Origin of the sequence: Shewanella metallivivens (assembly GCF_028750675.1) — a bacterium.
GTDB classification, from domain to species: Bacteria; Pseudomonadota; Gammaproteobacteria; order Enterobacterales; family Shewanellaceae; genus Shewanella; species Shewanella metallivivens.
The window spans coordinates 659827-686795 of record NZ_JAQQPZ010000013.1; the positions used below are offsets into that span (position 1 = coordinate 659827).

Genomic DNA, 26969 nt, shown 5'->3' on the forward strand with positions numbered 1-26969 from the left:
TTATTCCTCGCGCGTCACACGTAGTACTTCTTCAAGAGTAGTGACACCCGTCAAGACTTTACTCATACCGTCATGTCTAATGCTCGGCACAGATTTACGCACGTATTTTTCGATGGCTAGTTCGCCACGGCCACCATGAATAAGCTCACGCACATTATCATCAACTATCAATAACTCATGAATACCCGTTCGGCCACGGTAGCCATTATGGCCACAAGCTTTACATCCTTTTGCACGGTAAATAACACGCGTGTCGTTAGCAGTAACACCTAATAATTCACGTTCACGCTCGTCAGGCTCGTGAGCCTCTTTACAATGAGGGCAAAGGGTACGAATAAGGCGCTGGGCTAATACCCCAAGTAAGCTCGATGACACCAAGAACGGTTCAACACCCATATCTTGTAAACGGGTAATAGCACCAGATGCCGTGTTGGTATGTAACGTTGAAATAACCAAGTGACCCGTTAATGAGGCTTGCACTGCAATTTGGGCAGTTTCAAGGTCACGAATTTCACCAATCATCACCACATCAGGGTCTTGACGTAAAATAGCCCGTAAACCACGGGCAAAAGTCATGTCGACCTTGGTATTAACTTGGGTTTGACCGATACCATCTAACTCATACTCGATGGGATCCTCTACCGTTAAAATATTGGTGTCTTTGGAATTAATCTCGGTTAAGCCCGCATACAAAGTGGTACTTTTACCGGAACCGGTTGGGCCAGTAACCAAAATAATGCCGTGAGGTTTACGAATTAATTCGTCAAACTGCTCGCGAATATTGTGGGTCATGCCTAGTTGTTGCAAGTCTAAGTTGCCAGTGTTTTTATCTAATAGACGCATGACGACACGTTCACCATGACTCGATGGCATGGTCGACACACGCACATCAACTGCACGGCCAGCAATACGTAATGAAATACGTCCATCTTGAGGCAGACGTTTTTCTGCAATATCTAAACGCGCCATCACCTTAATACGTGACACCAATAATGATGATAACTTACGATTTGGCTTTAAGACTTCTTTTAATACACCGTCGATACGAAAACGCACTACAAGCTGTTTTTCGTAAGTTTCAACGTGAATATCAGACGCTTCTTCTTTAATCGCTTCTGACAACAACGCATTGATCAATTTAATGATCGGTGCATCGTCATCACCTTCAAGCAGGTCTTCAGTTTGCGGTAGCTCTTCAGCTAGGGTAAACAAGTCCATTTCGTTACCAATGTCTTCCATTAGCTGCTGAGCCTCTGAAGAGTTAGCTTGATAGGCTTGAGTTAATTTAGCTTCAAACTTAGCGACATCTAGCTTAATGACCGCTAAATCAACCCCCGCATAGCGGCGCACTTCAAGCATTGCATTGAGCGGCGTCTTGTCAGTATAAAACAGACACAGTTGCTCATTCTCTTTGGCTAACACCAATTGAAAACGATGTGAAAACGCAAATGGCAGACGCTCTTTGCTGTTCGAGTGAAAAACCTCATCGCCTTCGACCGCTTCCATGGCGACTTCACTAGATACTTGGGCTAATGGCTCTGTCACTGCGCTATCACTCATTCTCTTCAGCCTTTTCCTTTTGCAGACTTTCATCAATAATGCGTAACGCAGGATCAGAATCTCGCAGTTCAGTACCTAACCCTTGACGATTGTTATAACGCTCTAGCATTTCATTGACTTCATCTGGCAAGTAAGCTTCTTGATTCCATTCTTCAAGCACCGGAATATCAGTGTTCGGCATTAAGTTAACACCACGCTCCTGTTGTTCAAGTTGTAACGCTCTGAAGTAGTTATATTTACGCCCTGCGATCCCTTCCATTGTAATGCCATCTCGTATGATGGTTGGCTTAATGAAAATCATTAGGTTTTTCTTGGTCGTAGAGCTCGAAGATGATTTAAATAACCAGCCTAAATATGGAATGTCACCCAAAATAGGCACTTTTTGCACGCTCTCTTGCACTTCTTCACTAATCAAACCACCTAATACCACAACCTGACCAGAATCGGCCATCACGGTCGTAGTCAAACGACGTGTCGAGAAACTGATATCGACACCCGTATTACCATTCACACCTGAAACTTCTTGTTCAATGGTCATCTTAACCGATGAGCCTTCGTTAATTTGTGGCACCACTTTTAACTTAACACCAACCTCTTTACGCTCAACGGTTTGGAACGGGTTATCATTACTTGAGCTCGACGTTGAACCGGTAAGAATAGGCACTTCATCACCGACAATAAATGAGGCTTCTTGGTTATCTAAGGTAGTAATTGATGGCGTAGCTAAAATATTGGATTTGGTGTCGCTTGATACCGCTTGAATCAATGCAGCAAAATCACCCGTCGTCACGCCCCATGCCATACCACTTACACTACTTAACGCATCAGAAAGTAATGTGTAGTCACCATCTGATGTTGGGTTTGTTGTTGTGGTAGAGCCACCATCAGAGTTAGTTACAGTAACCGTGGTGCCTTCTTCTTCTTGAGCGGCTAATACACCCGCGCCAACGTCTGTAATGGTGGTGCCAATGTTACTAAATTGCGTTAAACCACCACTAGCACTCCCCATTTGTACGCCAAAACCAATGTCATCACCCTCAGAAATCTCAACAATAATCGCCTCAATCAATACTTGTGCGCGGCGAATATCTAACTGATTAATGACACTTTCAATGGTACGTAACTGATCGGGCTCTGCACTGATCACCAACGAGTTGGTGTCTGGGTGAGCCATAATATTAATGTCACTACGGCGTTTACTACTTGCGCCTTGAGCCGATGTGCTACCGTCTTTACCTTCTTGTAGGTTTTGTGCAAAACCTGTCAGTACTTCAACTAAATCTTCTGCTTTGGCATAACGCAAATAACGCACCTTTGTGTTACCCGTATTCGCTTGCTCGGCATCAAGGCGCTGAATAAGCTCAATGACTCGCTCACGACTTTTTTCATCACCACTGACGATAACGGCATTGGTGCGCTCATCGGCAACCACTTTTGGAGTTTGACCCGGTAATTGAGCTTGATTGGCGCTTGAACGATACAGTGCTTCAACAATACGCACAATTTCACCCGCTGAGGCAAAGTTAAGTGATACCACTTCAACAGCCGTGTCACCTTGCTTATCTACGCGGCGTACAATTTCAACCAACTTGTTTACCACAGCAGCGCGGCCTGAAATCATTAGCACGTTGGCTTGGTCATAGTTGACCACATTACCACCGCCAGCATTGTCGTTTAGCTGACGTAATAACGGAGCAAGTTGCTTGGCTTCAGAGTTATACAATGGCACCACGCGGGTGACCATTTCATCACCTAAACCAGGCATCTTGTCATCGGCCACACGAATAGCTGATGTTTTCGCATCTTTGTCTTTAATGACTTTAATCACGTGGTTTTCCATCTCAACGACAGCATAACCATAGACTTGTAAGACGTTTAAAAAGAACTGGTAATATTGATCATCATTTAACAAATCGTAACTGCGTACGTTAATTTTGCCACGTACGGTAGGGTCAACGATGATGGTTTTATTGAGGTTTTTACCGACAATATTAATAAACTCTTGAATGTCTGTGCCTTTGAAATTAGCAGCATATTGCTCCGACCAAGCCATTGGCGCGGCCATCATCGCAGCGCCGACTAACATTCCAGCAATAATCTTATGTCGGATCCCTTTGTTATTCATTTTACTCAATCCTCTAACGCCAAATTATTCTGGCAAACTAAACATGATTTCGACCAACTGCCCTTCACGCTCTACCATGACAGCCATTTCGGTGAGCTCAGGCAATTGCGCCATCACTTCTAAAGCCTGACCCATATCGGTCAGATCATACCCATTGATTGATTTTGCTAAATCGTTGGGTTGAAAGCCCGCTTGCTTAAACAACGCAGCATCCTTACCAGGATTTAAACGGTAACCAGATAGCTCCTCACCATCGCGAACAGGTGAAATTGCTAGATAATCAGTAATCTTACTTGGATCCGCCAATAACTCATCGCGAGAATTAGACAGATCCTCAGAAAAACGTTCATTTTCACGACGATCGACTCGAGTCACCCTTTTATCGACTTTGGCTTGTTGTAGCTGCTCATTTGCTTGGCTTTCTGCACTGTATTTAAGTCCATCAAGCATCAAGGTTTCATAGCGGCCACCATTGGTGATGATAATTCTATCGGCATACACTTCTTTTAACGATGCTGACGTACCTTTAATTTTGTCGCCTAAGCTATAGGTTTCTTGCTGACCACTAGACTCAATAACCGCCAAGCCTTGCTCTTCTGCAGTAGAAGCAACAACACCAGTCAATTGAATTGAAAGGTTGGTTTTCGGGGCATCGGTGATCTGCTCGACCACTTCAGCCTTAGGCATGTTGGCATTATCTTCAACACGACCAAACAGTAATAGGTTACGCACACCAGAAAGCTCGATACGCTTTGCAGTGCTAGCAGAAATAGGGGAAGGTTGCCAAATCGCTGATGGCGAAGACACAGGCATTAACTTCCATGTAATTTGTGCCGCAAGCAGCAACACAATGATCAATCCCAGCCAAAATACCACGCCACTTATCGGTTTATGCGGCACAGATGCAGCCTTGTTGATCAGTTTATCTAATAAATCCATATTTTTTGGGACCCTCTATACGTCTTGGTACAGGTCTCTGTTTTAATGTTTAAAATGTTATACCTATTTGCCATGCTAACCCACAGAGAATAAAGCAACAACCCTAGAGCATATCGATTGGCGAATCTACACCAAATATGCTAAGTTTGCGCCCACAAATGAGGCTCAATTTAACCCCAAAATGCAATAATACTTGTATTGTATGGCAGTTAAGTTACTCAGTCTGTGAAATCATCCCTGTTTTGGAGGCCATTTGAATCAAATTCAGTCCGAAAAAAGCATTATTCGGTTAGATAAGTGGCTATGGGCGGCTCGATTTTATAAAACTCGCGCCATCGCAAAAGATATGATTAACGGCGGTAAAGTACATTACAACGGTCAAAGGACTAAATCCAGTAAGAATGCGGAAGTCGGTGCAAAAATTCGTCTACGCCAAGGTAATGATGATAAAGAAGTTATCATTAAGGTGTTATCAGGCCATCGACAGGGCGCAAGTATCGCGCAAACCTTGTATGAAGAAACCCCCGAAAGCATTAGCAAACGTATCATTAACGCTGAAGCTCGGCGGCTTAATATTTTAAATAATCCGGCACCTGATCATAAACCGGATAAAAAACAACGACGACAGCTTATGCGCTTTAAAGACTTTTAAGCGCATAATAGAGTTAAGAGAGTAAAGATGAACAACGATATTTTACACCGCTATCTATTCGACAACGCCGATGTTCGCGGTGAAATCGTACAACTTGAAAACAGCTACCAAGAAGTCCTTTCTGCCCACGACTATCCAGTAGCATTACAGCATTTGTTAGGCGAATTAATGGCAGCAACATCACTATTAACTGCAACCATTAAGTTTACCGGTGATATTAGTGTGCAATTGCAGGGTGACGGTCCAGTATCACTTGCCGTCATTAATGGTAATAACGAGCAAGTATTACGCGGTGTATCGCGCTGGAAAGGTGAGATAGCCGACGATGCGAGTTTGCAGGAAATGCTTGGTAAAGGTTATATGGTGATTACTCTTACCCCTGATGAGGGCGAACGTTACCAAGGTATCGTTTCATTAGATCACGTAAACTTAGCTGCCTGCTTAGAAGAATACTTTAATCAATCTGAGCAGTTACCAACCCAAATTCAATTGTTTGCTAACGGCAAACAAGCTGCGGGTATGTTATTACAAGTGTTACCCACCAAGTCTGAGCAAAATGATGACTTTGAACACTTATCAACCTTAACCGCCACAATTAAAGCAGAAGAGCTATTTACGCTCGAAGCACCAGAAGTACTGCATCGCCTATATCATCAAGAAGAAGTGCGTTTATTTGACCCAGTTGATGTGACGTTTAAATGTACCTGTTCACGTGATCGCAGCGCCGCCGCAATTAAAACGCTTTCTCAAGCTGAAATTGAAGCAATTTTAGCAGAAGATGACAAGATTGATATGGGTTGTGAATACTGCAACCAGGTATATACCTTTGATGCTATTGACGTTGCAGCGCTATATGCTGGTAGCCACAGTAGTGACGCAAAGCAATAAACTCAAAAAGATCGCCACAACGTAACCAATTACATAAAAAAGCGCGAAAGCGCTTTTTTTATGTCTAAAAAGTGTAAACAAAAGTACTAAACATTAAAAACTTTCAAAAAAATTACCAAACTGTTCGTTACCAATACCTAAACATCAGTTACAATCACCATCGTTAGCTTACAGCAACCGAGCAATAACAATAATCGAGCTAATGCCAAGATATTAGTAGCGACTAAAAGCGAATACAGACCTAAAAGACATGGAGATCAACACTATGGCGGATTTAACACACCGCGTTAACCTTAACCCTACGACAGCACAGCTTGTTGAAATAGCGCTTCTTCGTGGAGAAGGTCAGCTCACCGCCAATGGTGCATTAGTGGCAAAAACGGGCGAAAGAACAGGTCGTTCCCCTAACGACCGCTTTATTGTAAAGGATCCGAGCACTGAGGCTGATGTCGAATGGGGCAAAGTAAACCGCCCATTTGATGCTGGTAAATTTGATGCGTTATGGAGCCGTGTTGAAACTTACCTAGCAGACAAAGAATTGTTTATGTCTGAACTCGAAGTCGGTGCCGATGATGAGCATTACATCCCAGTTCGTGTCACCACAGAATATGCATGGCATCAAATTTTCGCCCGCAACCTGTTTATCATTCCAACGGTGTTTAACCGCAACAACAAAGACACATGGCAAATTATTAATGCGCCAGGGTTTGTGTGCGATCCTGAACGTGATGGTACGAATTCAGATGCCGCAGTGATTCTTAACTTCGCCGAACGTAAAGTGCTGCTTGCAGGCTTGAAATACGCTGGTGAAATGAAAAAGTCGATGTTCTCTGTGCAAAACTTTTTACTCCCAGCCAAAGGGGTATTACCAATGCATTGCTCAGCAAACGTTGGGCACGATGGCGATACCACGTTATTTTTTGGCTTATCGGGAACAGGCAAAACAACCCTATCGGCAGATCCTAAGCGTTTGCTCATTGGTGATGATGAACACGGTTGGGCACCCGGTGGAGTATTTAATATTGAAGGCGGTTGCTACGCCAAATGCATCGACCTAAGCCAAAAAAATGAACCGGTAATTTGGGATGCTATTCGGTTTGGTACCGTATTAGAGAACGTGGTGCTTGATGAGCAACGTGTTCCAGACTTTAACGACACCAGCTTAACTGAAAACAGCCGCGCTGCTTACCCACTTGAGCATATTGCCCAACGTAAAGAAGAAAATCGCGGTGCAGAACCGCACGCCGTTGTGTTTTTAACATGCGATGTGTCCGGTGTACTACCGCCAGTGTCAGTACTGAGCAAAGAGCAAGCAGCTTATCATTTCTTATCGGGTTACACTGCAAAAGTAGGTTCTACGGAAATGGGCTCAACCTCCGCTATTCAGTCAACTTTCTCGACTTGTTTTGGTGCGCCATTCTTCCCTCGTCCAGCGGGTGTGTACGCAGAGTTACTTATGCAACGTATTGAGTCGTTTGGTAGCCAAGTTTACTTGGTTAATACTGGGTGGACCGGCGGTCCACATGGCGTAGGTAAACGTTTTGATATTCCAACCACTCGCGCCATTGTCGACGCCATTGTCAGCGGTGAGCTCAAAGATGTTGAAACCGTCCACATTGATAAACTCAATCTAAACGTACCAGTTGCGGTAACAGGTGTAGATAGCAAGTTACTCAACCCTGTTAATACGTGGAATAATGCAACTGAATACAACAAGTATGCACAACAATTAGCCCAAGAGTTCAGCGAAAATTTTGCTAAATATCAGGTCTCTGATGCAATTAAGCAGGCTGGTCCTAAAGTATAAAATGCCACCCGGCTAAGCAGAATATAAATAACAAAAATCCCAATTCATTCTAGTTGGGATTTTTTATTTTGTGGCCTCATATTACTTCAGAGGTAATGCTATGATGTCATATCAATTTTGCCCTCTACATTATCACCTGAGGTCTTCATGCACCGTTTTTTGCTTGCTAGTTTATGGGTCAGCCCTTTGCTATTTTGTGCCACGGCTAGTGCTACGATAGAACAAGACGCACAACCCACACAGCTCACCTACACCGCGCCAGCAAATACTTTTATTAACGACAGCATATTACCGCCAATCCAGCCATGGTCGGGGGCGAGCGAAACCCTACTCATGTCAGCAGACCACCCCTGGGCAACGCCTTTTGAACAACAAGGTTACCTCTCCACCCCAAACTATAACGACACCATGACATGGTTAGATAAATTAGTCGACAGTAGCGACTTATTGCACAAAGTTAGCCTAGGAAAAAGCCCTCAAGGACGCGATATTTGGATGGTAGTCGCCTCTAGTGAAGGCGCCGAAACGGCTGCGACATTATCCAGCAATGACAAAGCAACGGTACTAGTACAAGCGGGGATCCACTCAGGTGAAATCGACGGTAAAGATGCAGGGATGATGTTGCTAAGAGACATTAGCCACGGTAACAAAAGAGCATTACTTGAAAACGTTAACTTTTTGTTTATACCCATATTAAGCGTTGACGCCCATGAGCGAAGTAGCGAATACAATCGCGTAAATCAGCGTGGCCCAATTAATATGGGCTGGCGTACCACGGCAAATAACCTCAACTTAAATCGCGATTATGCCAAAGCCGATGCGCTAGAGATGCAACACCTGATCCGCGCCATCAATATTTGGCAACCTGATCTCTATATTGATGTACACGTTACCGATGGTATTGACTACCAATATGATGTCACTTTTGGTTATAACGTAAAGCAAGGTTACAGCCCAAGCAGCTTTAGTTGGTTAGAAACGATTTATCGCCCTGCAATAGAAGCCGCCTTGACTGAGCAAGGTCATATTCCTGGCCCGTTAGTGTTTGCGATAGACAATGCTGACATGAGAAAAGGTGTGTCGTTATGGAACCCTAGCCCACGCTTTTCTAATGGTTATGGTGATGCTCGCCACTTGCCAACAATTTTAATCGAAAATCACAGCCTAAAACCTTATAAGCAAAGAGTACTAGGCACTTATGTGATGCTAGAACAAACACTGAAAACGGTAGCTCAAAATAGCACCAAATTAAAATCATCCATTTACGAAGATAAATACCGTAATCCAAGCAAACTAACCCTTACTTGGCAAAGTGAATTATTGCCACAAGGTCGAGACTTTAAAGGAATTGATTATCGTATTGAAACGAGTCCGATTAGCGGTGCAGATGTAGTGCGTTGGACAGGTGAGCCTAAGTTGTATGCCAATATTCCTGTGATGGCTAACACCAAAGCGGATATAGTGGTGTCGCGCCCTGTTGCTTATTACATTCCACCTCAATGGACAAAAGTCATTGAACGCTTGTCTTTGCATGGCATTCGTATGAGTAAATTAACTAAGCCCACCGCTATTGTTGCCCAACAATACCGATTTAGCGACCCGACATTTTCAAGCGCAGATTATGAAGGGCACCAAACGGTTAGCGCTAACACCAGTAGTCATAAAGTCACCACTTTATTGCCTACTGGCACAATCCGTATTGCAACCGATCAGCCTCTGGGCGATTTAGCCATTTTATTACTTGAGCCACAGGCTGAAGACTCATTATTTTATTGGGGGTTTTTCAACACTATTTTTACTCGAACTGAATACATCGAAGACTATGCAGTTGAACCTCTAGCGGCCAAAATGTTAGCTGAAAATCCAGCATTACAACGTGAATTTGAGCAGGCGCTAGCCGACCCAGTCTTTGCCAATGACAGCAAAGCCAGATTGAGATGGTTTTATCAGCGTAGTCCTTATTTTGATAATCAGTATCTTGTGTATCCAGTATTGCGCGCGGCAAAGTAAGCCACACAACAAAAACATAACAGACACCATGGTGCAAAGCATAGCTTGTGCACCTGTTCTATGCAGGATGAAGCGCTAATAGCATCGTTGATGCGAGGTGTAATGGCTATCAGCGCTTTATTCAACAGTAAATTGATCTATCAATTGCAATTTTTGTAATCGAGACATCTTTTTAACTGCTATTTCACGCTTAAGTGCCGAGCTCCGGTCAACGAGTGATTCTTGATACATTAGTGTTAGCGGGCCTTTGCCTTTTAAAAACTTAGCCGCTTTAGGTCCACCACTTTGGTGCTCAGCAAAGCGCCGAGTGACATCTGTCGTGACACCCGTGTATAAATGCGAGTTAGCACAGCGAATAATGTATAAATACCATTCGTTGACTGATTTAGTTTGTGACATAAACGATAAAAACCTTTTTTATGATCATAAAACTTTTTACCATCATGGCATACTAGCGAGTTAAGCTAACATCAATTTATTTTAGGTTTAGGTATTCATTAAGGAAGTTACAATGCTCAAAGATCAAGACCCTTGCGCGCAACCCAAGCTAATGCATCCAGACCAAGCCATTGAGCAATTACTAGCACAAGTTGATGCAACCCAAGATACCGAGTTAGTGACATTAAATAATGCCATAGACCGCGTTTTAGCAGAAGATTTAGCATCAAGCATCGACTTACCGCCGTTTGATAACTCAGCAATGGACGGTTATGCATTCCGTTTTGTCGATTTAGATCTCTCACAAGATAAAACCACGCTCACACTTATCGGAAGCTCTTTTGCAGGTCACCCTTTTAAAGGAAAAGTGCAACCTAATAGTTGTATCCGCATTATGACCGGAGCCCCTGTTCCTGCCGGATATGACACAGTACAAATGCAAGAAGAGACCCAAACTGACGGCGACAGCATCACGATTGCACATCCGCATAAACTCGGCGCCAATGTGCGTGGTCGCGGCGAAGAGCTCAAGGCAGGTACCAAAGTGTTACACCGTGGTGTCACGATTCGCGCAGCAGAAATGGGGGTATTAGCCACCATAGGCATTAGCCAAGTACGGGTTTCTCGTAAATTAAAAGTGGCATTTTTCTCAACAGGTGACGAATTACGCCCTGTTGGCAGTGAACTTTCGCCAGGACAAATTTATGATTCAAACCGTTATTCGATTCAAGGCTTATTGAGCAAAAGTCACGTCGAATGGATTGATTTAGGCGTCATTGCCGATGATAAAGAAGCTATACGCGGCGCCTTTAAAGAAGCGGCCAGCAAAGCGGATATGGTATTGACGTCTGGTGGTGTATCAGTAGGCGAAGCCGACTATACTAAACAAATATTATCTGAAGAAGGCAAAATCACCTTTTGGAAACTCGCCATTAAACCAGGCAAACCGTTTGCTTTCGGTAAAATAGGTAAGGCTATATTTTGTGGTTTACCAGGTAACCCTGTGTCTTCAATGGTGACATTTTATAAATTAGTGTTGCCCATTTTAAACAAAATGCAGGGTATTACACCTAAGGCACCATTATTGTGCCAAGCGACACTGCAAACCGATATCCGCAAACATCCTGGACGAGTAGAATATCAACGTGGCATTTTAAGCCGTAATGCCTCTGGCGAACTCGAAGTGTCTATCACCGGGGGGCAAGGTTCAGGCATGTTAACGTCGATGAGCTTAGCTAACTGCTTTGTGATTTTAGATCAATTCCAAGGCGACTTAGCCAAAGGCAATACTGTAACCGTAGAGCCTTTCAACAGCGTGCTGTGCTAGGAGAATTATGCAGTCTGAAGACCAAGAAATTTTAAGCGACAATGAAATGCTCCGCTATAGCCGTCAAATCTCAATTAAAGCCATGGATATCGACGGTCAGGAAAAGCTCAAATTAGCAAAAGTATTAATTATTGGTGCTGGCGGGTTGGGCTGTGCAGCAAGCCAATACCTGGCAGTTGCCGGTGTTGGCGAAATGACGATTGTCGACTTTGACCGTGTTGAGCTGTCTAATCTGCAACGCCAAGTGCTTCACTTTGATGCCAATGTTGGTCAGGCAAAAGTTGATTCTGCCAAACAAACATTAGCTCAACTTAATCCGTTAATTAGCATCAACGCGATTAATAAATTACTAGACGACGATGAAATCGATCAGCTCGTTAGCCAGCATAGTTTAGTGCTCGACTGCACAGACAATGTCTCTGTGCGCGAACAGCTAAATAAAAGTTGTTTTAGCCATAAAGTACCATTGGTTTCTGCGGCAGCAATTCGGATGGAAGGCACCGTCACAGTATTTGATTACCAAGTTGATACACCTTGTTATCAATGCTTTAGCGCGCTATTTGGTGAGCAGCAATTAACCTGTGTTGAGTCTGGCATTTTAGCGCCAGTTGTCGGAATGATTGGTTGTATTCAAGCCACTGAAGCCATTAAGGTTATCTGCAAACTAGGACAACCATTGGCAGGAAAACTGTTAATGGTTGATGCCATGACAATGGAGTTTAGAGCGCTGAAACTGCCTAAACAGCCTCAATGTAAAGTCTGCGGTAATCCCCTGCCCAAAAGCTAACGAATGCCTAGCGCAGTGAGAGGACGACAAAGCGCTAGCTAGGTGTCGTCCCTCTGCTGCTCTGTAGGGCTCTGATTCATGTCGCCACAAAACAATGCTTGTTGTGCTAACCTTTCACGTTCAGCTTTTGACACGTAAGCCGGTTTATTGCTGCTATGCAGTTTGGCATTGGCTTTTTTGGCTTTTGCCTTAAGGGTTTGATTAATTTTCTTTTTACGGTTCATGTTAACCACATCATCGACTCGATAAGCGGCTATTATAACGTTTAAGCCGTATAACCTCTAATGGGATTGAGTGATTGCGGTTACTCACCTTGCTGAACCATCATCAATCTGAGAGGGTTATAGATCTTCTTGTAGCACAACCCAAAGCGCATGGATTAAACCGGGAATAAAAAAGAAAAAACACAATAACACATTGATCAATAGATCTTTACCTAAGCCTTTTTTCAAAAACACGGCCAGCGGGGGTAGCAAGATTGCGATAATTACCAGTAATAACTTATTTGTGTCCATTTATCATCCTTAATTGTTTGCTTAATTCAATAATTGCAATTATAAAAATAGTAACTGACATCATTTGTTTATGATGTGAATTTACCCTAACATTTTGTTATCTAGTTCACAAAATATCTATTGTCCAAAACGATAGTAGTCTATCCACAATACGTGTTTAAATACGCATAGGTCATATGGAACATAACCAAAGTATTATTTTTGTGCAGTTTTTTTTCTTAATTGGCGCTAGCTGTACCATTGCCTGGGCCATCTATGCTGGCGTATTTCGTATTGCCCCCAAAGCAAGTTGGCGCTTTGCTTTTGCCAACTTACTGACCATCATAGGCATTTTGCTCTATACCCAACGCACCACAGAAGTTAACTATTTATATTGGTTCTGTGCCGATATGACTATTTTGCTAGGATTTGCCTTCATGCGATGGGGTTGCCAATACTTATTTAAACAGCCCGTGTCTTATCTCTTCGACTTAGTCGCTCTGGCAACGTGTGGCCTATTGATGCTATTGGTGCCACCGTCACTTAGTTACGCTGTCTATTTAGTGATTTTAATGAGCATCACCGCTGCAGTATTGCTCTCTTTAACGGGAATAGATAACGTTAAAGCAGCCAGAAAGCATCTCTCTATCTACTATGCCGCACTGATAAACGTACCGTTTTTTTTGATGGCATCGTTATTTTTAATTCGCGCTCTTGCTCTATTTATTTACCCTGAAAAGTTAGCTAATTTATCTGCGGGAGATAAATTAAACTCCCCTTTGGTGATGTGGAGTTACATCATTTTGTTGCTGATAAGTAACCTCGTTTTGTATGGCAATGCATTAACTCGCTTAGTCTTTAAAGTAGCGAGTTTGGCCAATAAAGACCAACTGACAGGACTGTGGAATCGCCATGCATTACTGAAAAAATTAGAAGAAGTTGACGCCCTATGGCAACGTAATGGATTAGCCTATAGCATCCTCGTGCTCGACCTAGACCACTTTAAACAAATTAATGATACCTATGGCCATTTGGCTGGCGACCTTATCATCAAAAATACTGCAAAAGTGTTGCAACAATCGTTACGCAAGATTGATTTTATTTGTCGTTATGGTGGTGAAGAGTTTTTAATTATTTTGCCATTAACGTCAGATAAAGATGCACTTGTTGTAGCGCAAAAGATTCAAACTAAAATTAATAACAGCTCTATTTTGTGGCAAAAAAACACTGTCTCGGTGTCATTGAGTATCGGTTATGTCACCAGTAAACCGCATCTCAGTGTAGAGCAATTATTGCAATTAGCTGATGATGCTATGTATATCGCCAAAAACAATGGCCGTAACACGATTAGTACCAAGCAATCAGCACCATCTGATAGCGTGGAGCCAAGCCATTAATATCATTAATAAGGATCTCGCAGTAAGTTAACGTTTGCTTGGCCAGGGTAATAGCTCGGGCTTAACCCAATGCGCGTTAACTAATTGAACAAACGACTCATCAACAAAATGCTCACCTTTAAGCGGTAATTGTTCAAATGCATATTGTTGGCCTAAATAGTCAAAGTGCAAACAATACGCATGCAAGTAACAGCGATCACTGTCATCTTTGCCGTAAAGCGTATCGCCTAAAATAGGCACGCCAATGCTCGCGAGTGCAACGCGCAATTGATGGGTTTTGCCACTTAATGGTTTGAGTAAATAGCCTCGCTTACCCTCACAGACACTGGCACAAAAAAACTGTGTCATTGCAGGGTTTTCTGTAGTGCGAAGCAACTTGTACATGCTTCGGCGAGATTTGGCCATGTCTCCGACTATCCAACCTTGTTTCTTTTTGGGCTTACCTAACGCGATGGCTAAGTAGTATTTTTGTACCTGATGAGCCGTGAACATTTGCGTAAATACATTGGCCGCTTGTGAGGTTCTGGCCACAATAAGTAAGCCAGAAGTGGGTGTGTCTAGGCGATGAACCGGATACAACTTATACCCCAGATCCGCTTCTGCTTGAGCGATAACCCCTGCAGCGCCATCTTGGCTATGAAAATGCACATTAGGATCTTTATTGATCACAATAAAGTCAGCTTGCTCACTCAGCAGTTGATACATGGATGGATCCAACTCAATGAAAGCCAGAGACGAAGCCGCTGACTATTTAAAATGAATATTAACTAACAACCCAGGGTTATTGTCGTGTAATGAAATAGTGGCTTTATGACGCGACAGAATCGCTTTTACCATCGATAAACCTAACCCTGTCCCTTTGTAGTGACGGCTTGGGTCTAAACGGACAAGACGGTCAAATACCCGCTCTTTATCTTCATCAACAATCCCAGGGCCATTATCACTAATTTGGATATGTTTGCCACACTGTTTAATACAGATGGATGCGCCGACGGGTGAATACTTAATCGCATTATCGACTAGATTGAATAGCGCTTGAAATAACAAGTATTTATCACCATTAATCTGCACGTCATTTTCCAGTGAAATGTCTAACACTTGGTCGCGAGATTCAGCAATCACTTCAGCCATTTCAAATAAGTCTTGGCATATTTGTTGTAAACTCACTGGCTGCAAATCGAGTGTTTGTTGGCCTTCTTCTATTCGAGTTAATGACAACATTGCATCAAAGGTACCTAAGCAATGGTCTAACTCTTCAAGTAACTCTGCGCTGGCATCGGCCAGTTCGTTCGTTGGTTTGTCTGCGAGCTGTTCAATACCAATTCGCAAATGCGATAGCGGCGTACGAAGATCGTGCGCAATATTATCTGTCACGCCCCGTACTGCACGTAAGTTTTGCTCTAGAGTATCTAATACTAAATTAAATTGCCGCGCTAACATATCAAACTCATCTTGGCTGTCGCTCACAGGCAAGCGGGTTTCGTAATGTCCAGCCTCAATTTGCTCACTCAAACGATTGTATTCGACCAGTCGTCTAAGAATAGCTTTAGAGAAAATATAGCCTAACGCTAATGTTAAACCTAACGTGAAGGCTACCGCCCAAAATGCTGCATTGATAAATTTTTCAATAAGGGTGGCTAAATGGTCGGTTCGAGTAGCAATTAATACCGGGCCATAACGAGTCATCACTAGCCCGCCGGTCAAAATATGTAATTTATCAGGGCCACCGGTAAAAATAGGAAAGTCTTTGGTTTCGGGAAGCTGCGGCATATTTTCAGGCAAAAAAGTTAATGCCCCAACCATGTCGACACTATTACGCCAAGCAATTAATGCTGTTTTAGGATCGGCTGCGCGAATTTGCGCCGCAAAGCTGCGGCGATTCACGGTTAAGGCTAACTGCTGATATCGCTGCATTTCGGCGGCGAGGTGCTTATCCACTTGGTTTTGCTGTTCAATGACTAACTGTCGATAAAGGCTTAACACCAACATCACAATCAAGATGGTCACTAACGTCGAGAAGATAAGCGTGATGCGCCACGCACTACTTTGGTAAGGCTTAATGGCCTTTGCAGAGGCGATAACCCGCACCCCTTACTGTTTCAATTAACTCACCGTGTCCAAGCTCTTCAAACTTACGACGCAGTTTGGCAATATGCACATCAATTACATTGGTGCGAGGGTCAAAGTGATAATCCCACACGGCTTCAAATAACAGTGTACGGCTGATCACTTGATTAGGATGTTCCATAAGGTATTTGAGCAACTGAAACTCTTTAGGTTGCAGCATTAACTCGTTGTCATCGAGGGTCACTTTACGCGTGAGCAGCTCCATTTTTAGGCCGCCAACTTCGATATCAGTGGCCGCTGGCTCGATAATGTTACGTTGGACGAGTTTCTCTGCACGCACCAATAACTCAGCAAATGCAAACGGCTTGGTCATGTAGTCATCACCGCCGGCACGCAAGCCTTTTACCCGCTCATCCACATGGCTTAATGCAGATAAAATGAGTACCGGTGTTTTGTTACCGCTGGTGCGTAATGCGGACAATAACGTCAGACCATCAAGCTTAGGTAACATACGGTCTAAAATGAGTAAGTCGTACTGATTGTGCTTGGCTAATGTTAAACCTTCTTGTCCATCTGTAGCACTGTCTACTTGGTACTTTTGAGCCGTAAATCCGTCGGCCACATATTTTAACGTCGTGGCATCATCTTCAACCAATAAAATACGCTTAGTCATAGAGTCTTTAATCCCATTTGAGCAGTGGAAGTGGACGCAGAGTTTCAATGTCGAAAGCAATGGTATTTTTACTATCTTGATTGAGTAATTTTAGTTCTAGATAACTAATAGATAAGTCGTGGTCCAATTCCGCTTGCGTTAAGTATCCTTGTTGATCTTCAATCGCTAAAGCGACCAGCGCAGAAAATGTCATGTGCTTAGCTTGCAGCATTTTGGCTGCATTCACAGAGCCGATATCGTCAGAACTATAAGCAGATGATTTTTCGTTTAACAGAACACCATCTAACGCTCGGTATTGGTATTTACTGATTTCACGCGCTTCTACGTTGACCATAGAAATTCTGTACACCAGTAATCCTTCTTCCACATCAACGTCAAAGTCACAAATAGTGCCTTTGTCTTGTTGTTCTAACTGCTTCATCACCACAATGGGCTTTAGAAACTCACCATTGATCAATAAAGTGTGCATCGACGGCGTTGCCATCACGGCACAAGGAAGAAAGCATATTGCTAATAGCAACCGAACCATCACTAGCCTCTATATGATTGAAAATTTTATTACAGCACTACTCTACCTAAGAGCGGCCAAAGTCCCAAGAAATCTAAGATTAATAATTGATCATAAATACCATAAAACAAGGCCTTCTAGCTTATTCAGCTTGAATTAAGGGGTATTTAAGATATGAATTTGCTCAGACTTTAACGCTATGGTGGTTTGCATTCCGGTTTGTAATGCTAACTTTTCGACTAAGTGAGTTGGGACATCAGCATTAAGCACTGAACCAATACCGATAACAGATGCTATAACGCGTGACGATTCCCCCATAACCAATACTGACTCAATCATGACATCCAGTTTATTGATGCTTTTACATAAACGGCCACTGCTGATGGCATTAAAACGAATCCCCTGGTTGGGGATAACCCAACGGATCGCTTGCCCCTTTGCGAGAGGCGGGGCACTGTCGCTGATAATGAGTTCTTCGCCGAGCTTAAACCAAGTCATGTTACGTTCAATGTCTTGCTCGACGACTTCACCATCAAAAATATTACGCAAGCCCATTTGACGAGCCACAGCTTCATCATAAGGGTGTGACAGCACTTCAAAAGGTTGACCTTGCTGGAGCATTTTCCCTTGGCTTATTAGCATCATTTTATCAGCGAGTAATAATGCCTCATGAATGTCGTGAGTCACCATAACCACTGGAATTGACAGTTGTTGCTTTAATCGTGCGAGCTCAATGTACAAGCGCTCGCGGGTTTCACGGTCAACCGCCGAAAAAGGCTCGTCGAGTAATAAAATGGCAGGCTCGCGAGCCAATGCTCGTGCTAATGCAACACGTTGACGCTGTCCCCCAGAGAGTTGCGCAGGCAAACGGTTAGGCAAACCATGTAAATTAACACGTTCAAGCCAGTCTAAAGCACGCTGCTTACGTTCTGATTTTGGCACATGGTCGAGCCCTGCTATCACATTGTCTAAAGCCGACAAGTGCGGAAATAGACCAAAATGTTGTGGCATATAGCCAATATGACGTTGCTGGGGTGTTAGTGACACTTGCGTTGAAGAGTCAAACCATAAAACGTCACCACATTGAATATGGCCTTGCTTAGGAATTGTCAGCCCAGCAATCATTCTTAACAACGTCGTTTTACCACCGCCAGAAGGCCCCACTACCGCTAACACTTCACCGGCTTTGCAAGTAAAGTTAGCGGCCAATGGAATGGGTAACGTCTGGCCAATATGACAAACGAGATCAGCGCTGTGTGGCATTATGGCCTCCTAAACGCCGCGACAGACTGGTCGTTAATGCCAGAGCACTCACAGCAAATAGTAACAACACCAATGACATCATGCCTGCGGAGTCAAAGTCGAAGGCTTGTACGCTGTCATAAATGGCGATTGAAATCGTTTTGGTTTCGCCAGCGATATTGCCACCGAGCATCAATACCACTCCAAATTCACCTAATACATGAGAGAAGCACAGCACTAGTGCAGTCAATACACCTGGCCATACCATAGGTAACTCGACTTTAAGGAAAATCCGCATACGGCTCATACCACAGCAAGCAGCGGCGTCACGAATATCAATTGGAATGGTTTCATAAGCGCGCTGTATGGGCTGCACAGCAAAGGGAATATTGACGATAATGGAAGCAATCACGAGTCCAGAGAAATTAAACACCAGTTGTTGACCAAATAGCTGCTCAGCAAGGCCACCAATGAAGCTTTGATTGCCTAATCCCACCAACAAGTAATAACCAATCACAGTTGGCGGTAAAACTAAGGGCACTAAAATTAATGCTTCTAACCATGATTTACCGTGAAATTGATAATAAGCTAAGCCCCGGCCTAAGAAGATCGCCAACGGAATTAACAACAACACAGTAAAGCTACTGAGTTTGACTGACAGCAACAGCGCTTGCCAATCCATTAGTCTAGCGTCTCTGTTACTTGCGGTAAGTTAAAGCCAAACTCACTTAATACTTTTTGCGCTTGTGGGCTTTGCATGTATTGATAAAAACGCATAGCGGTTTCAGAGGCATTTGGCATTAATGCCATACGTTGATTAAGCGGTTCGTATAAATGATCAGGAATAACCACATGGTTAGCTAGCTGAGTAAATTGCGGCGCAAGTACCAATGACAAGGGTACGATGCCACCTTGAGTCGAACCACTGATGGTAAATTGGGCGGCTTGTGATGCGTTTTCCCCCAGGATCAGCTTAGGTTGCACAGCATCCCATAACCCTTTGGATTTTAGCACCTCTCGGGCACGTTCACCGTAGGGAGCATGATCGGGATTGGCTATCGCAAAGCGCTTAAGCTTGCCGTCGGTAATAAATTGCCCTAACCCGACTAACTCAGAGTCAAGAATTAACTCAGATTGCTTTGGCGCAGCAAGCGCTAATCGACCGATAGCATAAATAACCCCAGCATCTTGGGTGTAACCTGCCTTATGCAACTGCTCAATATAAAACTCATCGGCACTGAGCATCATTTCAAATGGGGCACCGTGTTGAATTTGAGTAACAAAATTGCCAGATGAGCCATAACTGATACGAACTGCTAACCCGGTTTGTTGTTTGAAATTCATAGCGATATCATCGAGCGCAAACTTAATGTTTGCCGCGGCAGCTATGGCTGGCACTTCGGCAGCCTGCACCAAATGATTAGGCAAGGTAACCCCAAAAAAAACAAGCATTAATGTCGCGATAATCGCACGATATTGTTTATTGAAACGCTCGCCTTGCGTAAAAATAGATAACCGAGAAAAAAACATTAATCACTGACCTTATTGGTTGAGCAAACAACGGCAGAATATTGGTTAGATTATTTTTGCCACATTTTAGCCGCTTGCTCATCACTATCACGGGCTTCGACCCATTTGCTGCCAGTATCGTTGGCTTCGAGCTTCCAAAATGGTGCTTTGGTCTTTAAAAAATCGATTAAAAACTCACATGCAGCAAAGGCAGCCTTACGATGGGCACTGGTTACGCCGATAAACACAATCTGCTCACCTAGCGCCATCGTGCCGACACGGTGAATAATCGTCACCTTGTTTAATGGCCAGCGCTCGCGTGCTTGTTGGCAAATTTGATCTAATACCGACTCAGTCATACCAGGGTAATGCTCTAGCGTTAAATCAGTCACAGCACTGCCATCATTAAAATCGCGCACTTTACCAATAAAATTAACCACCGCACCGTCTTGGTTATCATTGGCCAATAATGCATATTCGTCGGCAACACTAAAATCCTGGGTTTGCACTCGAACAGTAGTCAATGTTGTCATACTTAACCTCCTGTTACAGGAGGGAAAAAGGCAACTTCGTCACCAGCCTTTATCTGAGTGTCCCATTGACTTATCGTTTGATTAACTGCAACAAGTAGCTTATCTGAAGTGAGCACTTTAGCCCATTTATCATCGGTTGCAGCCAATGCAGCACGTAACTCTTCTGCGGTACGAATATTGGCGCTACTGTGCTCCACTTTCGCAGTACCGAGTAACTCGCGGACTTGCGCAAAAAATAATACTTGGATCATAGTGGTCTCTCAATACATAAATTTGATGACAATAAATTAACTAGCCAATGTTAAGCAGTAAAGTGGCCAGATTTCCCGCCGCGTTTCTCAAGCAATCTCACCTGCGAGATAACCATGTCTTTTTGCACGGCTTTACACATATCATAAATGGTTAACGCAGCCACAGACGTCGCGGTTAATGCTTCCATTTCAACACCGGTTTTACCTGACAATTTACACAGGCTAGTGATACGCACACGGTTATGCTCAGGCTGAGCCTCAAGCTCGACTTCCACTTTGGTTAACATTAAAGGATGACATAACGGAATAAGGTCTGAGGTCTTTTTAGCGGCTTGAATACCGGCAATACGGGCTGTAGCAAACACATCACCTTTATGGTGGCTACCGCTCATTATCATCGATAATGTGTCAGCGGCCATGTCGATATACGCTTCAGCTCTGGCTTCGCGTTCAGTCACAGCTTTTTCAGTGACATCAACCATATGAGCATTGCCATCGGCATTAATGTGGGTGAAACGATTACTCATGTTATGAATACCTTATCAAATAGAATTTGTAGGTTAGCGGCACTTATATTTGAGCTAAGCCAGCTGGCGGCTAACCACCAATAGAGGCGAGATGCTTAGTCACACCAGTAATGCCTTGATGCAGAAAGTGAGTTTCTTTCTTTTGCTCTAATTGGCCATGCAAGCGAGTGATTAATTCATCACGTTGCGATGAATCTTGCAGTAAATCTCGTAAATCAACGCCATTTTCAGTAAATAAGCATAAGTGCAATTTACCTTTGGCAGAGACTCTTAAACGATTACAACTAGCGCAAAAGTTTTTGGCGTACGGCATAATTAAACCGATACGGCCTTGATAGTCACTGTGACTGAAGTTTTGTGCAGGGCCATCATCGGCACTCGGTAGATCGTATAACCAGCCTTCTTGCTCAAGCTGTTTTTTAATGTCGATACCGGCTAAATGATGGGCATTGAAATATTCACGACCAAGTCCTGTCTCCATCAGTTCAATGAAGCGCAAATCAATAGGGGTGTGTTTAATCCAATGTAAAAAACGCGGTAAATCTTTGTCGTTTAACCCTTTCAATAACACCGCATTAATTTTGACTCGTTCAAATCCCGCCTCAAGTGCGGCATCAATACCACGCATCACTTGGTCGAATTTATTTTCACCGGTAATTTGGTAAAACATTTTGGGGTCTAAACTGTCTACTGAGACGTTAATACGTCGCAAACCTGCGTCATACCATTCTTGTGCATGTTGCTGTAAACGATAACCATTAGTGGTCATGGCTACGGTATTAACATTAGGGTTATCTGCAACGATGCGCACGATATCAGTAAAGTCTTTGCGAAGGGTCGGCTCGCCACCTGTGATACGAATTTTTTGTGTACCCACAGCAGCAAAACCTGCAACGAGATTTTCAATTTCGTTAAGCGTTAAAAAACTAGGTTTGCCATCAGGGCGATAACCATCGGGCAGGCAATAGCTGCATTTGAAATTACAAACGTCAGTGACTGACATCCGTAAATAATGAAATTTTCGTCCAAAATTGTCTTGTAACTGGGACATGTTAACCTTTCCAAGTGTGGGAGGTAAGTGCATTTCTTTACTCACCCCGGTGGCAAAATTACCACGGCAAAATGCCCATATCATTGACGTAGGGCAAAAAGCTCGGAGAACCGTCAGATCTAATTATAGGCCTATTTGCGGGTTTACAAATACCCCTTTAGATGAATATCTTATTCAAAATGACAAGATCGTTAACTATTTGTGACTCGACTCACGCTGATAAGATTGCGTTTTCCCCTGTGACAAAAGCAAATTTTGCGGTAAGGTGAGTAAAAGGATAAACGATCGTTTAACTATCGTGATAAAAAAACAATAAACCCGCACGTTAACGGGAAACTTTTAAAGGTGAGAACATGGAACGCGAGTCAATGGAGTTCGACGTTGTAATTGTCGGTGCAGGCCCAGCAGGTTTAGCAACGGCTTGTCGTTTAATGCAGATATCAAAAGATGCCGATAAAGAAATCACAGTATGTGTGGTCGAAAAAGGCTCTGAAGTGGGCGCCCACATATTGTCTGGCGCGGTATTTCAACCCGATGTACTAGACGAACTATTCAACGACTGGCGTGACTCTGATATCCCCCTCAACACCAAAGTCAGTCACGACGAAATTTATTTACTCAACTCTGAGTCAAAATCACGCTTAATGCCAAACAGTTTAGTGCCTAAAACCATGCACAATGAAGGCAACTACATTATCAGCGTGGGCAACCTTGCCCGTTGGTTAGCCAACCGTGCCGAAGCCATGGGGGTTGAGATTTTTCCAGGCTTCGCCGCCAGCGAACTGCTGTTTAATGAAGATAACAGTGTGAAAGGTATTCTCATCGGTGATATGGGCGTAGGTGAAGATGGCCAGCCTAAAGACAGCTATATGCCTGGCATGGAATTACACGCTAAATATACTGTATTTTCAGAAGGCTGCCGAGGGCATCTTGGTAAGCAACTTATTCAGAAATACCACTTAGATAATGGCAAAACCCCGCAACATTATGGTTTAGGATTCAAAGAAATTTGGAAGATCCCTGCTGAGCAACACCAACAAGGTAAAGTGGTTCACACTGGTGGTTGGCCATTGGTAAATGGTTCGTCTGGCGGTGGCTTTTTATATCACATGGAAGACAACCAAGTCGCTGTGGGATTAATTATTGACTTAAACTATAAAAACCCACACTTAAGCCCATTTGACGAATTTCAACGCTATAAAACGCACCCGGTCATTGCCCAAACATTGACCGGTGGTGAGCGCCTAACTTATGGTGCCAGAGCCATCGCTAAAGGCGGTTTAAATTCATTACCTAAAATGAGTTTTCCAGGCGGGTTAATCATTGGCTGTAATGCAGGCACTCTTAACTTTGCCAAAATTAAAGGTACTCACACCGCAATAAAAAGCGGGATAATTGCTGCAACAACGCTAGGTGAAGGGTTAATAGCCGGATTAGACGGTGGTAAAGATCTAGACTGCTTCCAGCAACGTTTTGAAGAAAGCTGGCTTTATGACGAATTGCACCAATCACGTAACTTTGGCCCTGCGCTGCATAAATTTGGCACTTTAATGGGTGGTGCATTTAACTTCATAGACCAAAACTGGTTTGGTGGTAAATTCCCTGTGACCTTCCGCGATACTACGCCTGATTATGCTTCAATGGGATTGGCCAGCGAGTACAGCAAAATTGATTACCCAAAACCAGATGGCAAGCTCAGTTTTGACAAGTTATCGTCAGTGTATTTGTCCAACACCTACCATGAGGAAGGTCAACGTTGCCATTTACACTTAAAAGACCAAAGCATTCCGATTTCGGTCAACTTAGTCAAATTTGACGAACCTGCGCAACGTTATTGCCCTGCAGGCGTGTATGAAGTTGTGGAAGATGCTGGCGAGAAAAAGTTTGTTATTAATGGCCAAAACTGTATTCACTGTAAAACCTGTGACATTAAAGATCCAAGCCAGAATATCACCTGGGTCACCCCTGAGGGCGGCGGTGGACCAAACTATCCAAACATGTAAACCACAAGTTACCTTTATTAGCAATTAACTCGTTGTTCACCCATTGTTAATTTATTGGCTACTGTCAAAAAAACGCACTTAAAAATAGGTGCGTTTTTTTCATTTTTTCGACTATCATTAGCCCCATAACATCACAAAGACCTACACCATTAACCGTTTTGTCATTATTGATTAATACAAAATTCTTATCAATTTATTGCCATTGTGTCCGATATAACAAAGAGATACTTTTTGAGGCCGTTGTAGATGAATACATTTAACACCCTTACCATTAAACAAAAAATCCTGCTCACGGTAGCTTTTGCCGTGCTGCTTTCAACCATGTTAGTCGGAATACTGAGTCAGCGCAGTGCCAAACAAGTGGTTGAACAACGCATGCTTGAATCAGAAATGCCCAGTTTAGTCCTGCAAATTCGCAATGACATCGACCTACAAATAAGTAGCTTAATTAATGCTGCTGAACAGCTCGCGAATAGCCGAATGTTAGGAGCATGGCTTGAAGAAGGCCGCCCTGAAAGCCAAGAAACTTTAGTGATAGCTCAGCTCAAAGACATGCAAAATCAATTCGATTTAGTGCAAGCCTCTTATGCCGATCGCGACACTGGCGCTTACTACACCCAAGATGGATTTTTACGCATATTAAACCAACAGCAAGACGCATGGTTTTTTGACTATCGTGCGAGTAAAAAAGAGCGCATGTTAAGCGTTTACACTGAAGCGACCGGTGAGGTAAAACTGTTCATTAGCCACCAGCAACCTAATGGCCGAGGGATGGTTAGCCTAGCCAAGTCGCTAGATGATATGGTGAATTTACTGTCGTCATTTAAAATCGAAGATACCGGTTTTGTGTATCTTATTGATGCTAGTGGTAAAGTTCAATTACATCAAGATACGCAAAAAGTCGGTAAGGCAACGTTAGCTAATTTATACCCTAATGCTAATACTAACGGCTTACTCAACAAAAATGATTTCAACCTCGTTAAAGCCAATGTTAACGGCGAAGACATGTTAATCGCCAGTAGCTACATTAAGTCTATGGATTGGTATCTTGTTGCTCAAGTCCCTGAAGCAGAAGTGTTTGCCTTACTTGAAGAGTCCGCTTACCAAATCCTGCTATGGACAGTATTGATTGCAGTGGTATTCATTGTGATTGCCATTTCAGTTGCTGGCTCAGTAAGCCGCCCTATTGCACAAGTTGCTGAAATGTTCAGAAACATCGGTGAAGGCGAAGGTGATTTACGTCAACGACTCCCAGTAAATGGCGAAGATGAAATCGCGCAATTAGCGCGCGGATTCAATAGCTTTATTAGCAAAATCCAAGAAACCGTTGTTGAAGTAGCAGACACTAGCCAACAACTTGGTCTATCTGCAGTGGATGTGTCTAATCAAGCACACCAAACCTTAGACGACAGTCATTTACAAAAAGACCGCACCATGATGGTTGTTGCGGCCATTAATGAAATGGGCGCCACCGTTAACGAAATTGCTGCTAATGCCGCCCAAGCTGCAGTAACCGCTCGCGATGCTGATACCGAATCCGTTGATGGCCAAAAAGTGGTCACACGCGCTCGCTCAACCATTAATCAACTGTCTAAAGATGTTGCTCAAGTGGGTGAAGTGATTGAGTCACTGGCGACTCACACTAAATCAATTGGCAGTATTTTAGATGTTATCCGCGCGATTTCAGAGCAAACCAACTTGCTGGCACTCAACGCTGCCATTGAAGCTGCCCGCGCCGGAGAAGCCGGTCGAGGCTTCGCTGTTGTTGCAGACGAGGTTCGTAACCTTGCCTCACGTACTGCAGCATCAACCAATGAAGTGCAAACCATGATTGATAAGCTGCAATCAGAAGCCAGCCGTGCGGTGAGCGCCATGGCACAATCGAGTAGTCGCTCAAAAGAAGGGGTAACCGCGGTAGATGAAGCCAGCCAATCACTCAGTGGCATTAGTGAACGTATAGCTCAAATTAGCGATATGAATATCCAAGTCGCAGCCGCAACAGAAGAGCAATCGACTGTGGTGGAAGATATTAACCGTAACGTGACTGAGATTAACGATATCACTCAACGCACATCTGACACCGCACAAGCTGCTGCTGAAGCAAGTAAAGCCTTGAACCAACTTGCAAGCCGATTAGATGTGTTGGTGGCTCGCTTTAAGGTGTAATCCCACTCGAGTGTT

At 43.5% G+C, this 26969-nt stretch carries 26 protein-coding genes and 1 riboswitch; of the genes, 9 read left to right on the forward strand and 17 right to left on the reverse strand.

The genetic code is table 11. The features are described 5' to 3' along the window. Genes gspE through gspC form a run of 3 tightly spaced genes read right to left on the reverse strand, consistent with a single transcriptional unit; the run spans nt 1 to nt 4624 of the window. Nucleotides 1–1560 carry a type II secretion system ATPase GspE gene (gene gspE, locus PQR79_RS15620; protein WP_274408563.1) on the reverse strand — a complete coding sequence of 520 codons (1560 nt, stop codon included), beginning with the start codon at nt 1558–1560 and terminating at the stop codon, nt 1–3. Beyond that, on the reverse strand, nt 1553–3685 hold the full coding sequence (gene gspD, locus PQR79_RS15625) for a type II secretion system secretin GspD (RefSeq protein ID WP_238107300.1): 2133 nt from the start codon (nt 3683–3685) through the stop codon (nt 1553–1555). Before gspD ends, gspE begins: the two co-directional genes overlap by 8 nt. A gap of 24 nt (nt 3686–3709) precedes the next feature. Further along, on the reverse strand, nt 3710–4624 hold the full coding sequence (gspC, locus tag PQR79_RS15630) for a type II secretion system protein GspC (protein WP_238107301.1): 915 nt from the start codon (nt 4622–4624) through the stop codon (nt 3710–3712). A 253-nt stretch (nt 4625–4877) separates the two neighbouring features. On the opposite strand from gspC, the gene hslR reads away from it, so the two are divergent. The 4 genes from hslR to PQR79_RS15650 all read left to right on the forward strand — a co-directional run bounded on the left by hslR (nt 4878) and on the right by PQR79_RS15650 (nt 9981). Next, on the forward strand, nt 4878–5276 hold the full coding sequence (gene hslR / locus PQR79_RS15635) for a ribosome-associated heat shock protein Hsp15 (RefSeq protein WP_238107302.1): 399 nt from the start codon (nt 4878–4880) through the stop codon (nt 5274–5276). 27 nt (nt 5277–5303) lie between these two features. Beyond that, nucleotides 5304–6164, forward strand: a complete 861-nt coding sequence (gene hslO, locus PQR79_RS15640; protein ID WP_238107303.1) for an Hsp33 family molecular chaperone HslO — start codon at nt 5304–5306, stop codon at nt 6162–6164. Nucleotides 6165–6414: 250 nt separating this feature from the next. Continuing rightward, nucleotides 6415–7971: a phosphoenolpyruvate carboxykinase gene (locus PQR79_RS15645; RefSeq protein WP_274408564.1), complete on the forward strand. Its 1557-nt coding sequence runs from the start codon at nt 6415–6417 to the stop codon at nt 7969–7971. A 147-nt stretch (nt 7972–8118) separates the two neighbouring features. Further along, complete coding sequence (locus PQR79_RS15650; protein ID WP_238107305.1) at nt 8119–9981, forward strand: M14 family metallopeptidase; 1863 nt, start codon at nt 8119–8121, stop codon at nt 9979–9981. Between the two features lie 117 nt (nt 9982–10098). On the opposite strand, the gene PQR79_RS15655 is transcribed toward PQR79_RS15650, so the two are convergent. Beyond that, the gene (locus tag PQR79_RS15655) at nt 10099–10380 is read right to left on the reverse strand and encodes a GIY-YIG nuclease family protein (protein ID WP_238107306.1); all 282 of its coding nucleotides are present in this window, start codon (nt 10378–10380) and stop codon (nt 10099–10101) included. A gap of 112 nt (nt 10381–10492) precedes the next feature. On the opposite strand from PQR79_RS15655, the gene moeA reads away from it, so the two are divergent. Then, nucleotides 10493–11746: a molybdopterin molybdotransferase MoeA gene (gene moeA, locus PQR79_RS15660; RefSeq protein WP_238107307.1), complete on the forward strand. Its 1254-nt coding sequence runs from the start codon at nt 10493–10495 to the stop codon at nt 11744–11746. A gap of 7 nt (nt 11747–11753) precedes the next feature. Then, entirely contained in the window at nt 11754–12533 is a 780-nt protein-coding gene (gene moeB, locus PQR79_RS15665; protein ID WP_238107308.1) for a molybdopterin-synthase adenylyltransferase MoeB, read from the forward strand. 38 nt (nt 12534–12571) lie between these two features. Here moeB and PQR79_RS15670 read toward each other — a convergent pair whose 3' ends face one another. Further along, nucleotides 12572–12757, reverse strand: coding sequence for a DUF2986 domain-containing protein (locus PQR79_RS15670; RefSeq protein ID WP_238107309.1), 186 nt, complete (start codon nt 12755–12757; stop codon nt 12572–12574). Between the two features lie 117 nt (nt 12758–12874). Beyond that, nucleotides 12875–13048 (reverse strand): YqaE/Pmp3 family membrane protein, encoded by a 174-nt coding sequence (locus PQR79_RS15675; protein WP_160055483.1) that lies wholly within the window; start codon nt 13046–13048, stop codon nt 12875–12877. Between the two features lie 176 nt (nt 13049–13224). On the opposite strand from PQR79_RS15675, the gene PQR79_RS15680 reads away from it, so the two are divergent. Next, nucleotides 13225–14424: a GGDEF domain-containing protein gene (locus PQR79_RS15680; RefSeq protein WP_238107310.1), complete on the forward strand. Its 1200-nt coding sequence runs from the start codon at nt 13225–13227 to the stop codon at nt 14422–14424. A 27-nt stretch (nt 14425–14451) separates the two neighbouring features. Here PQR79_RS15680 and PQR79_RS15685 read toward each other — a convergent pair whose 3' ends face one another. From PQR79_RS15685 to moaA, 11 genes are all read right to left on the reverse strand, one after another. Then, a complete protein-coding gene (locus PQR79_RS15685) occupies nt 14452–15129 on the reverse strand; it encodes a TIGR01621 family pseudouridine synthase (RefSeq protein ID WP_238107311.1) in 678 nt (225 codons plus the stop codon). 42 nt (nt 15130–15171) lie between these two features. Next, complete coding sequence (locus PQR79_RS15690) at nt 15172–16413, reverse strand: sensor histidine kinase (protein WP_303648595.1); 1242 nt, start codon at nt 16411–16413, stop codon at nt 15172–15174. Between the two features lie 67 nt (nt 16414–16480). Beyond that, entirely contained in the window at nt 16481–17164 is a 684-nt protein-coding gene (locus PQR79_RS15695; RefSeq protein WP_238107312.1) for a response regulator transcription factor, read from the reverse strand. A 7-nt stretch (nt 17165–17171) separates the two neighbouring features. Then, nucleotides 17172–17633, reverse strand: coding sequence for a hypothetical protein (locus PQR79_RS15700; protein WP_274408565.1), 462 nt, complete (start codon nt 17631–17633; stop codon nt 17172–17174). Between the two features lie 195 nt (nt 17634–17828). After that, nucleotides 17829–18935, reverse strand: coding sequence for an ABC transporter ATP-binding protein (locus tag PQR79_RS15705; RefSeq protein ID WP_238107314.1), 1107 nt, complete (start codon nt 18933–18935; stop codon nt 17829–17831). Then, on the reverse strand, nt 18919–19596 hold the full coding sequence (modB, locus tag PQR79_RS15710) for a molybdate ABC transporter permease subunit (RefSeq protein WP_238107315.1): 678 nt from the start codon (nt 19594–19596) through the stop codon (nt 18919–18921). Before modB ends, PQR79_RS15705 begins: the two co-directional genes overlap by 17 nt. Then, nucleotides 19596–20366: a molybdate ABC transporter substrate-binding protein gene (gene modA / locus PQR79_RS15715; RefSeq protein WP_238107358.1), complete on the reverse strand. Its 771-nt coding sequence runs from the start codon at nt 20364–20366 to the stop codon at nt 19596–19598. The genes modB and modA overlap by 1 nt, the downstream gene beginning before the upstream one ends. Before the next feature lie 128 nt (nt 20367–20494). Beyond that, nucleotides 20495–20956, reverse strand: a complete 462-nt coding sequence (gene moaE, locus PQR79_RS15720) for a molybdopterin synthase catalytic subunit MoaE (RefSeq protein ID WP_238107316.1) — start codon at nt 20954–20956, stop codon at nt 20495–20497. Between the two features lie 2 nt (nt 20957–20958). Next, a complete protein-coding gene (moaD, locus tag PQR79_RS15725) occupies nt 20959–21207 on the reverse strand; it encodes a molybdopterin synthase sulfur carrier subunit (protein WP_238107317.1) in 249 nt (82 codons plus the stop codon). Nucleotides 21208–21257: 50 nt separating this feature from the next. Next, the gene (moaC, locus tag PQR79_RS15730) at nt 21258–21734 is read right to left on the reverse strand and encodes a cyclic pyranopterin monophosphate synthase MoaC (protein ID WP_238107318.1); all 477 of its coding nucleotides are present in this window, start codon (nt 21732–21734) and stop codon (nt 21258–21260) included. A 70-nt stretch (nt 21735–21804) separates the two neighbouring features. Beyond that, on the reverse strand, nt 21805–22785 hold the full coding sequence (gene moaA / locus PQR79_RS15735; protein WP_238107319.1) for a GTP 3',8-cyclase MoaA: 981 nt from the start codon (nt 22783–22785) through the stop codon (nt 21805–21807). Continuing rightward, nucleotides 22773–22905, reverse strand: a riboswitch (molybdenum cofactor riboswitch). Its footprint overlaps the gene before it by 13 nt. A 233-nt stretch (nt 22906–23138) precedes the next feature. Between moaA and PQR79_RS15740 the strand changes: the two genes are divergently transcribed. Together PQR79_RS15740 and PQR79_RS15745 are read left to right on the forward strand one after the other, a co-directional pair. Continuing rightward, the gene (locus tag PQR79_RS15740) at nt 23139–24788 is read left to right on the forward strand and encodes an electron transfer flavoprotein-ubiquinone oxidoreductase (RefSeq protein WP_238107320.1); all 1650 of its coding nucleotides are present in this window, start codon (nt 23139–23141) and stop codon (nt 24786–24788) included. A gap of 246 nt (nt 24789–25034) precedes the next feature. Then, the gene (locus tag PQR79_RS15745; RefSeq protein WP_238107321.1) at nt 25035–26954 is read left to right on the forward strand and encodes a methyl-accepting chemotaxis protein; all 1920 of its coding nucleotides are present in this window, start codon (nt 25035–25037) and stop codon (nt 26952–26954) included. The last annotated feature ends 15 nt before the right edge of the window (nt 26955–26969 follow it).

Excerpts from the sequence above, each read along its gene's own strand:
- gspE (WP_274408563.1), bottom strand. The coding sequence starts at position 1,560 with ATGAGTGATAGCGCAGTGACAGAGCCATTAGCCCAAGTATCTAGTGAA.
- gspD (WP_238107300.1), bottom strand. The coding sequence starts at position 3,685 with ATGAATAACAAAGGGATCCGACATAAGATTATTGCTGGAATGTTAGTC.
- gspC (WP_238107301.1), bottom strand. The coding sequence starts at position 4,624 with ATGGATTTATTAGATAAACTGATCAACAAGGCTGCATCTGTGCCGCAT.
- hslO (WP_238107303.1), top strand. The coding sequence starts at position 5,304 with ATGAACAACGATATTTTACACCGCTATCTATTCGACAACGCCGATGTT.
- PQR79_RS15645 (WP_274408564.1), top strand. The coding sequence starts at position 6,415 with ATGGAGATCAACACTATGGCGGATTTAACACACCGCGTTAACCTTAAC.
- PQR79_RS15650 (WP_238107305.1), top strand. The coding sequence starts at position 8,119 with ATGCACCGTTTTTTGCTTGCTAGTTTATGGGTCAGCCCTTTGCTATTT.
- PQR79_RS15655 (WP_238107306.1), bottom strand. The coding sequence starts at position 10,380 with ATGTCACAAACTAAATCAGTCAACGAATGGTATTTATACATTATTCGC.
- moeA (WP_238107307.1), top strand. The coding sequence starts at position 10,493 with ATGCTCAAAGATCAAGACCCTTGCGCGCAACCCAAGCTAATGCATCCA.
- moeB (WP_238107308.1), top strand. The coding sequence starts at position 11,754 with ATGCAGTCTGAAGACCAAGAAATTTTAAGCGACAATGAAATGCTCCGC.
- PQR79_RS15670 (WP_238107309.1), bottom strand. The coding sequence starts at position 12,757 with ATGAACCGTAAAAAGAAAATTAATCAAACCCTTAAGGCAAAAGCCAAA.
- PQR79_RS15675 (WP_160055483.1), bottom strand. The coding sequence starts at position 13,048 with ATGGACACAAATAAGTTATTACTGGTAATTATCGCAATCTTGCTACCC.
- PQR79_RS15680 (WP_238107310.1), top strand. The coding sequence starts at position 13,225 with ATGGAACATAACCAAAGTATTATTTTTGTGCAGTTTTTTTTCTTAATT.
- PQR79_RS15685 (WP_238107311.1), bottom strand. The coding sequence starts at position 15,129 with ATGTATCAACTGCTGAGTGAGCAAGCTGACTTTATTGTGATCAATAAA.
- PQR79_RS15690 (WP_303648595.1), bottom strand. The coding sequence starts at position 16,413 with ATGTTGGTGTTAAGCCTTTATCGACAGTTAGTCATTGAACAGCAAAAC.
- PQR79_RS15695 (WP_238107312.1), bottom strand. The coding sequence starts at position 17,164 with ATGACTAAGCGTATTTTATTGGTTGAAGATGATGCCACGACGTTAAAA.
- PQR79_RS15700 (WP_274408565.1), bottom strand. The coding sequence starts at position 17,633 with ATGCACACTTTATTGATCAATGGTGAGTTTCTAAAGCCCATTGTGGTG.
- PQR79_RS15705 (WP_238107314.1), bottom strand. The coding sequence starts at position 18,935 with ATGCCACACAGCGCTGATCTCGTTTGTCATATTGGCCAGACGTTACCC.
- modB (WP_238107315.1), bottom strand. The coding sequence starts at position 19,596 with ATGGATTGGCAAGCGCTGTTGCTGTCAGTCAAACTCAGTAGCTTTACT.
- modA (WP_238107358.1), bottom strand. The coding sequence starts at position 20,366 with ATGCTTGTTTTTTTTGGGGTTACCTTGCCTAATCATTTGGTGCAGGCT.
- moaE (WP_238107316.1), bottom strand. The coding sequence starts at position 20,956 with ATGACAACATTGACTACTGTTCGAGTGCAAACCCAGGATTTTAGTGTT.
- moaD (WP_238107317.1), bottom strand. The coding sequence starts at position 21,207 with ATGATCCAAGTATTATTTTTTGCGCAAGTCCGCGAGTTACTCGGTACT.
- moaC (WP_238107318.1), bottom strand. The coding sequence starts at position 21,734 with ATGAGTAATCGTTTCACCCACATTAATGCCGATGGCAATGCTCATATG.
- moaA (WP_238107319.1), bottom strand. The coding sequence starts at position 22,785 with ATGTCCCAGTTACAAGACAATTTTGGACGAAAATTTCATTATTTACGG.
- PQR79_RS15740 (WP_238107320.1), top strand. The coding sequence starts at position 23,139 with ATGGAACGCGAGTCAATGGAGTTCGACGTTGTAATTGTCGGTGCAGGC.
- PQR79_RS15745 (WP_238107321.1), top strand. The coding sequence starts at position 25,035 with ATGAATACATTTAACACCCTTACCATTAAACAAAAAATCCTGCTCACG.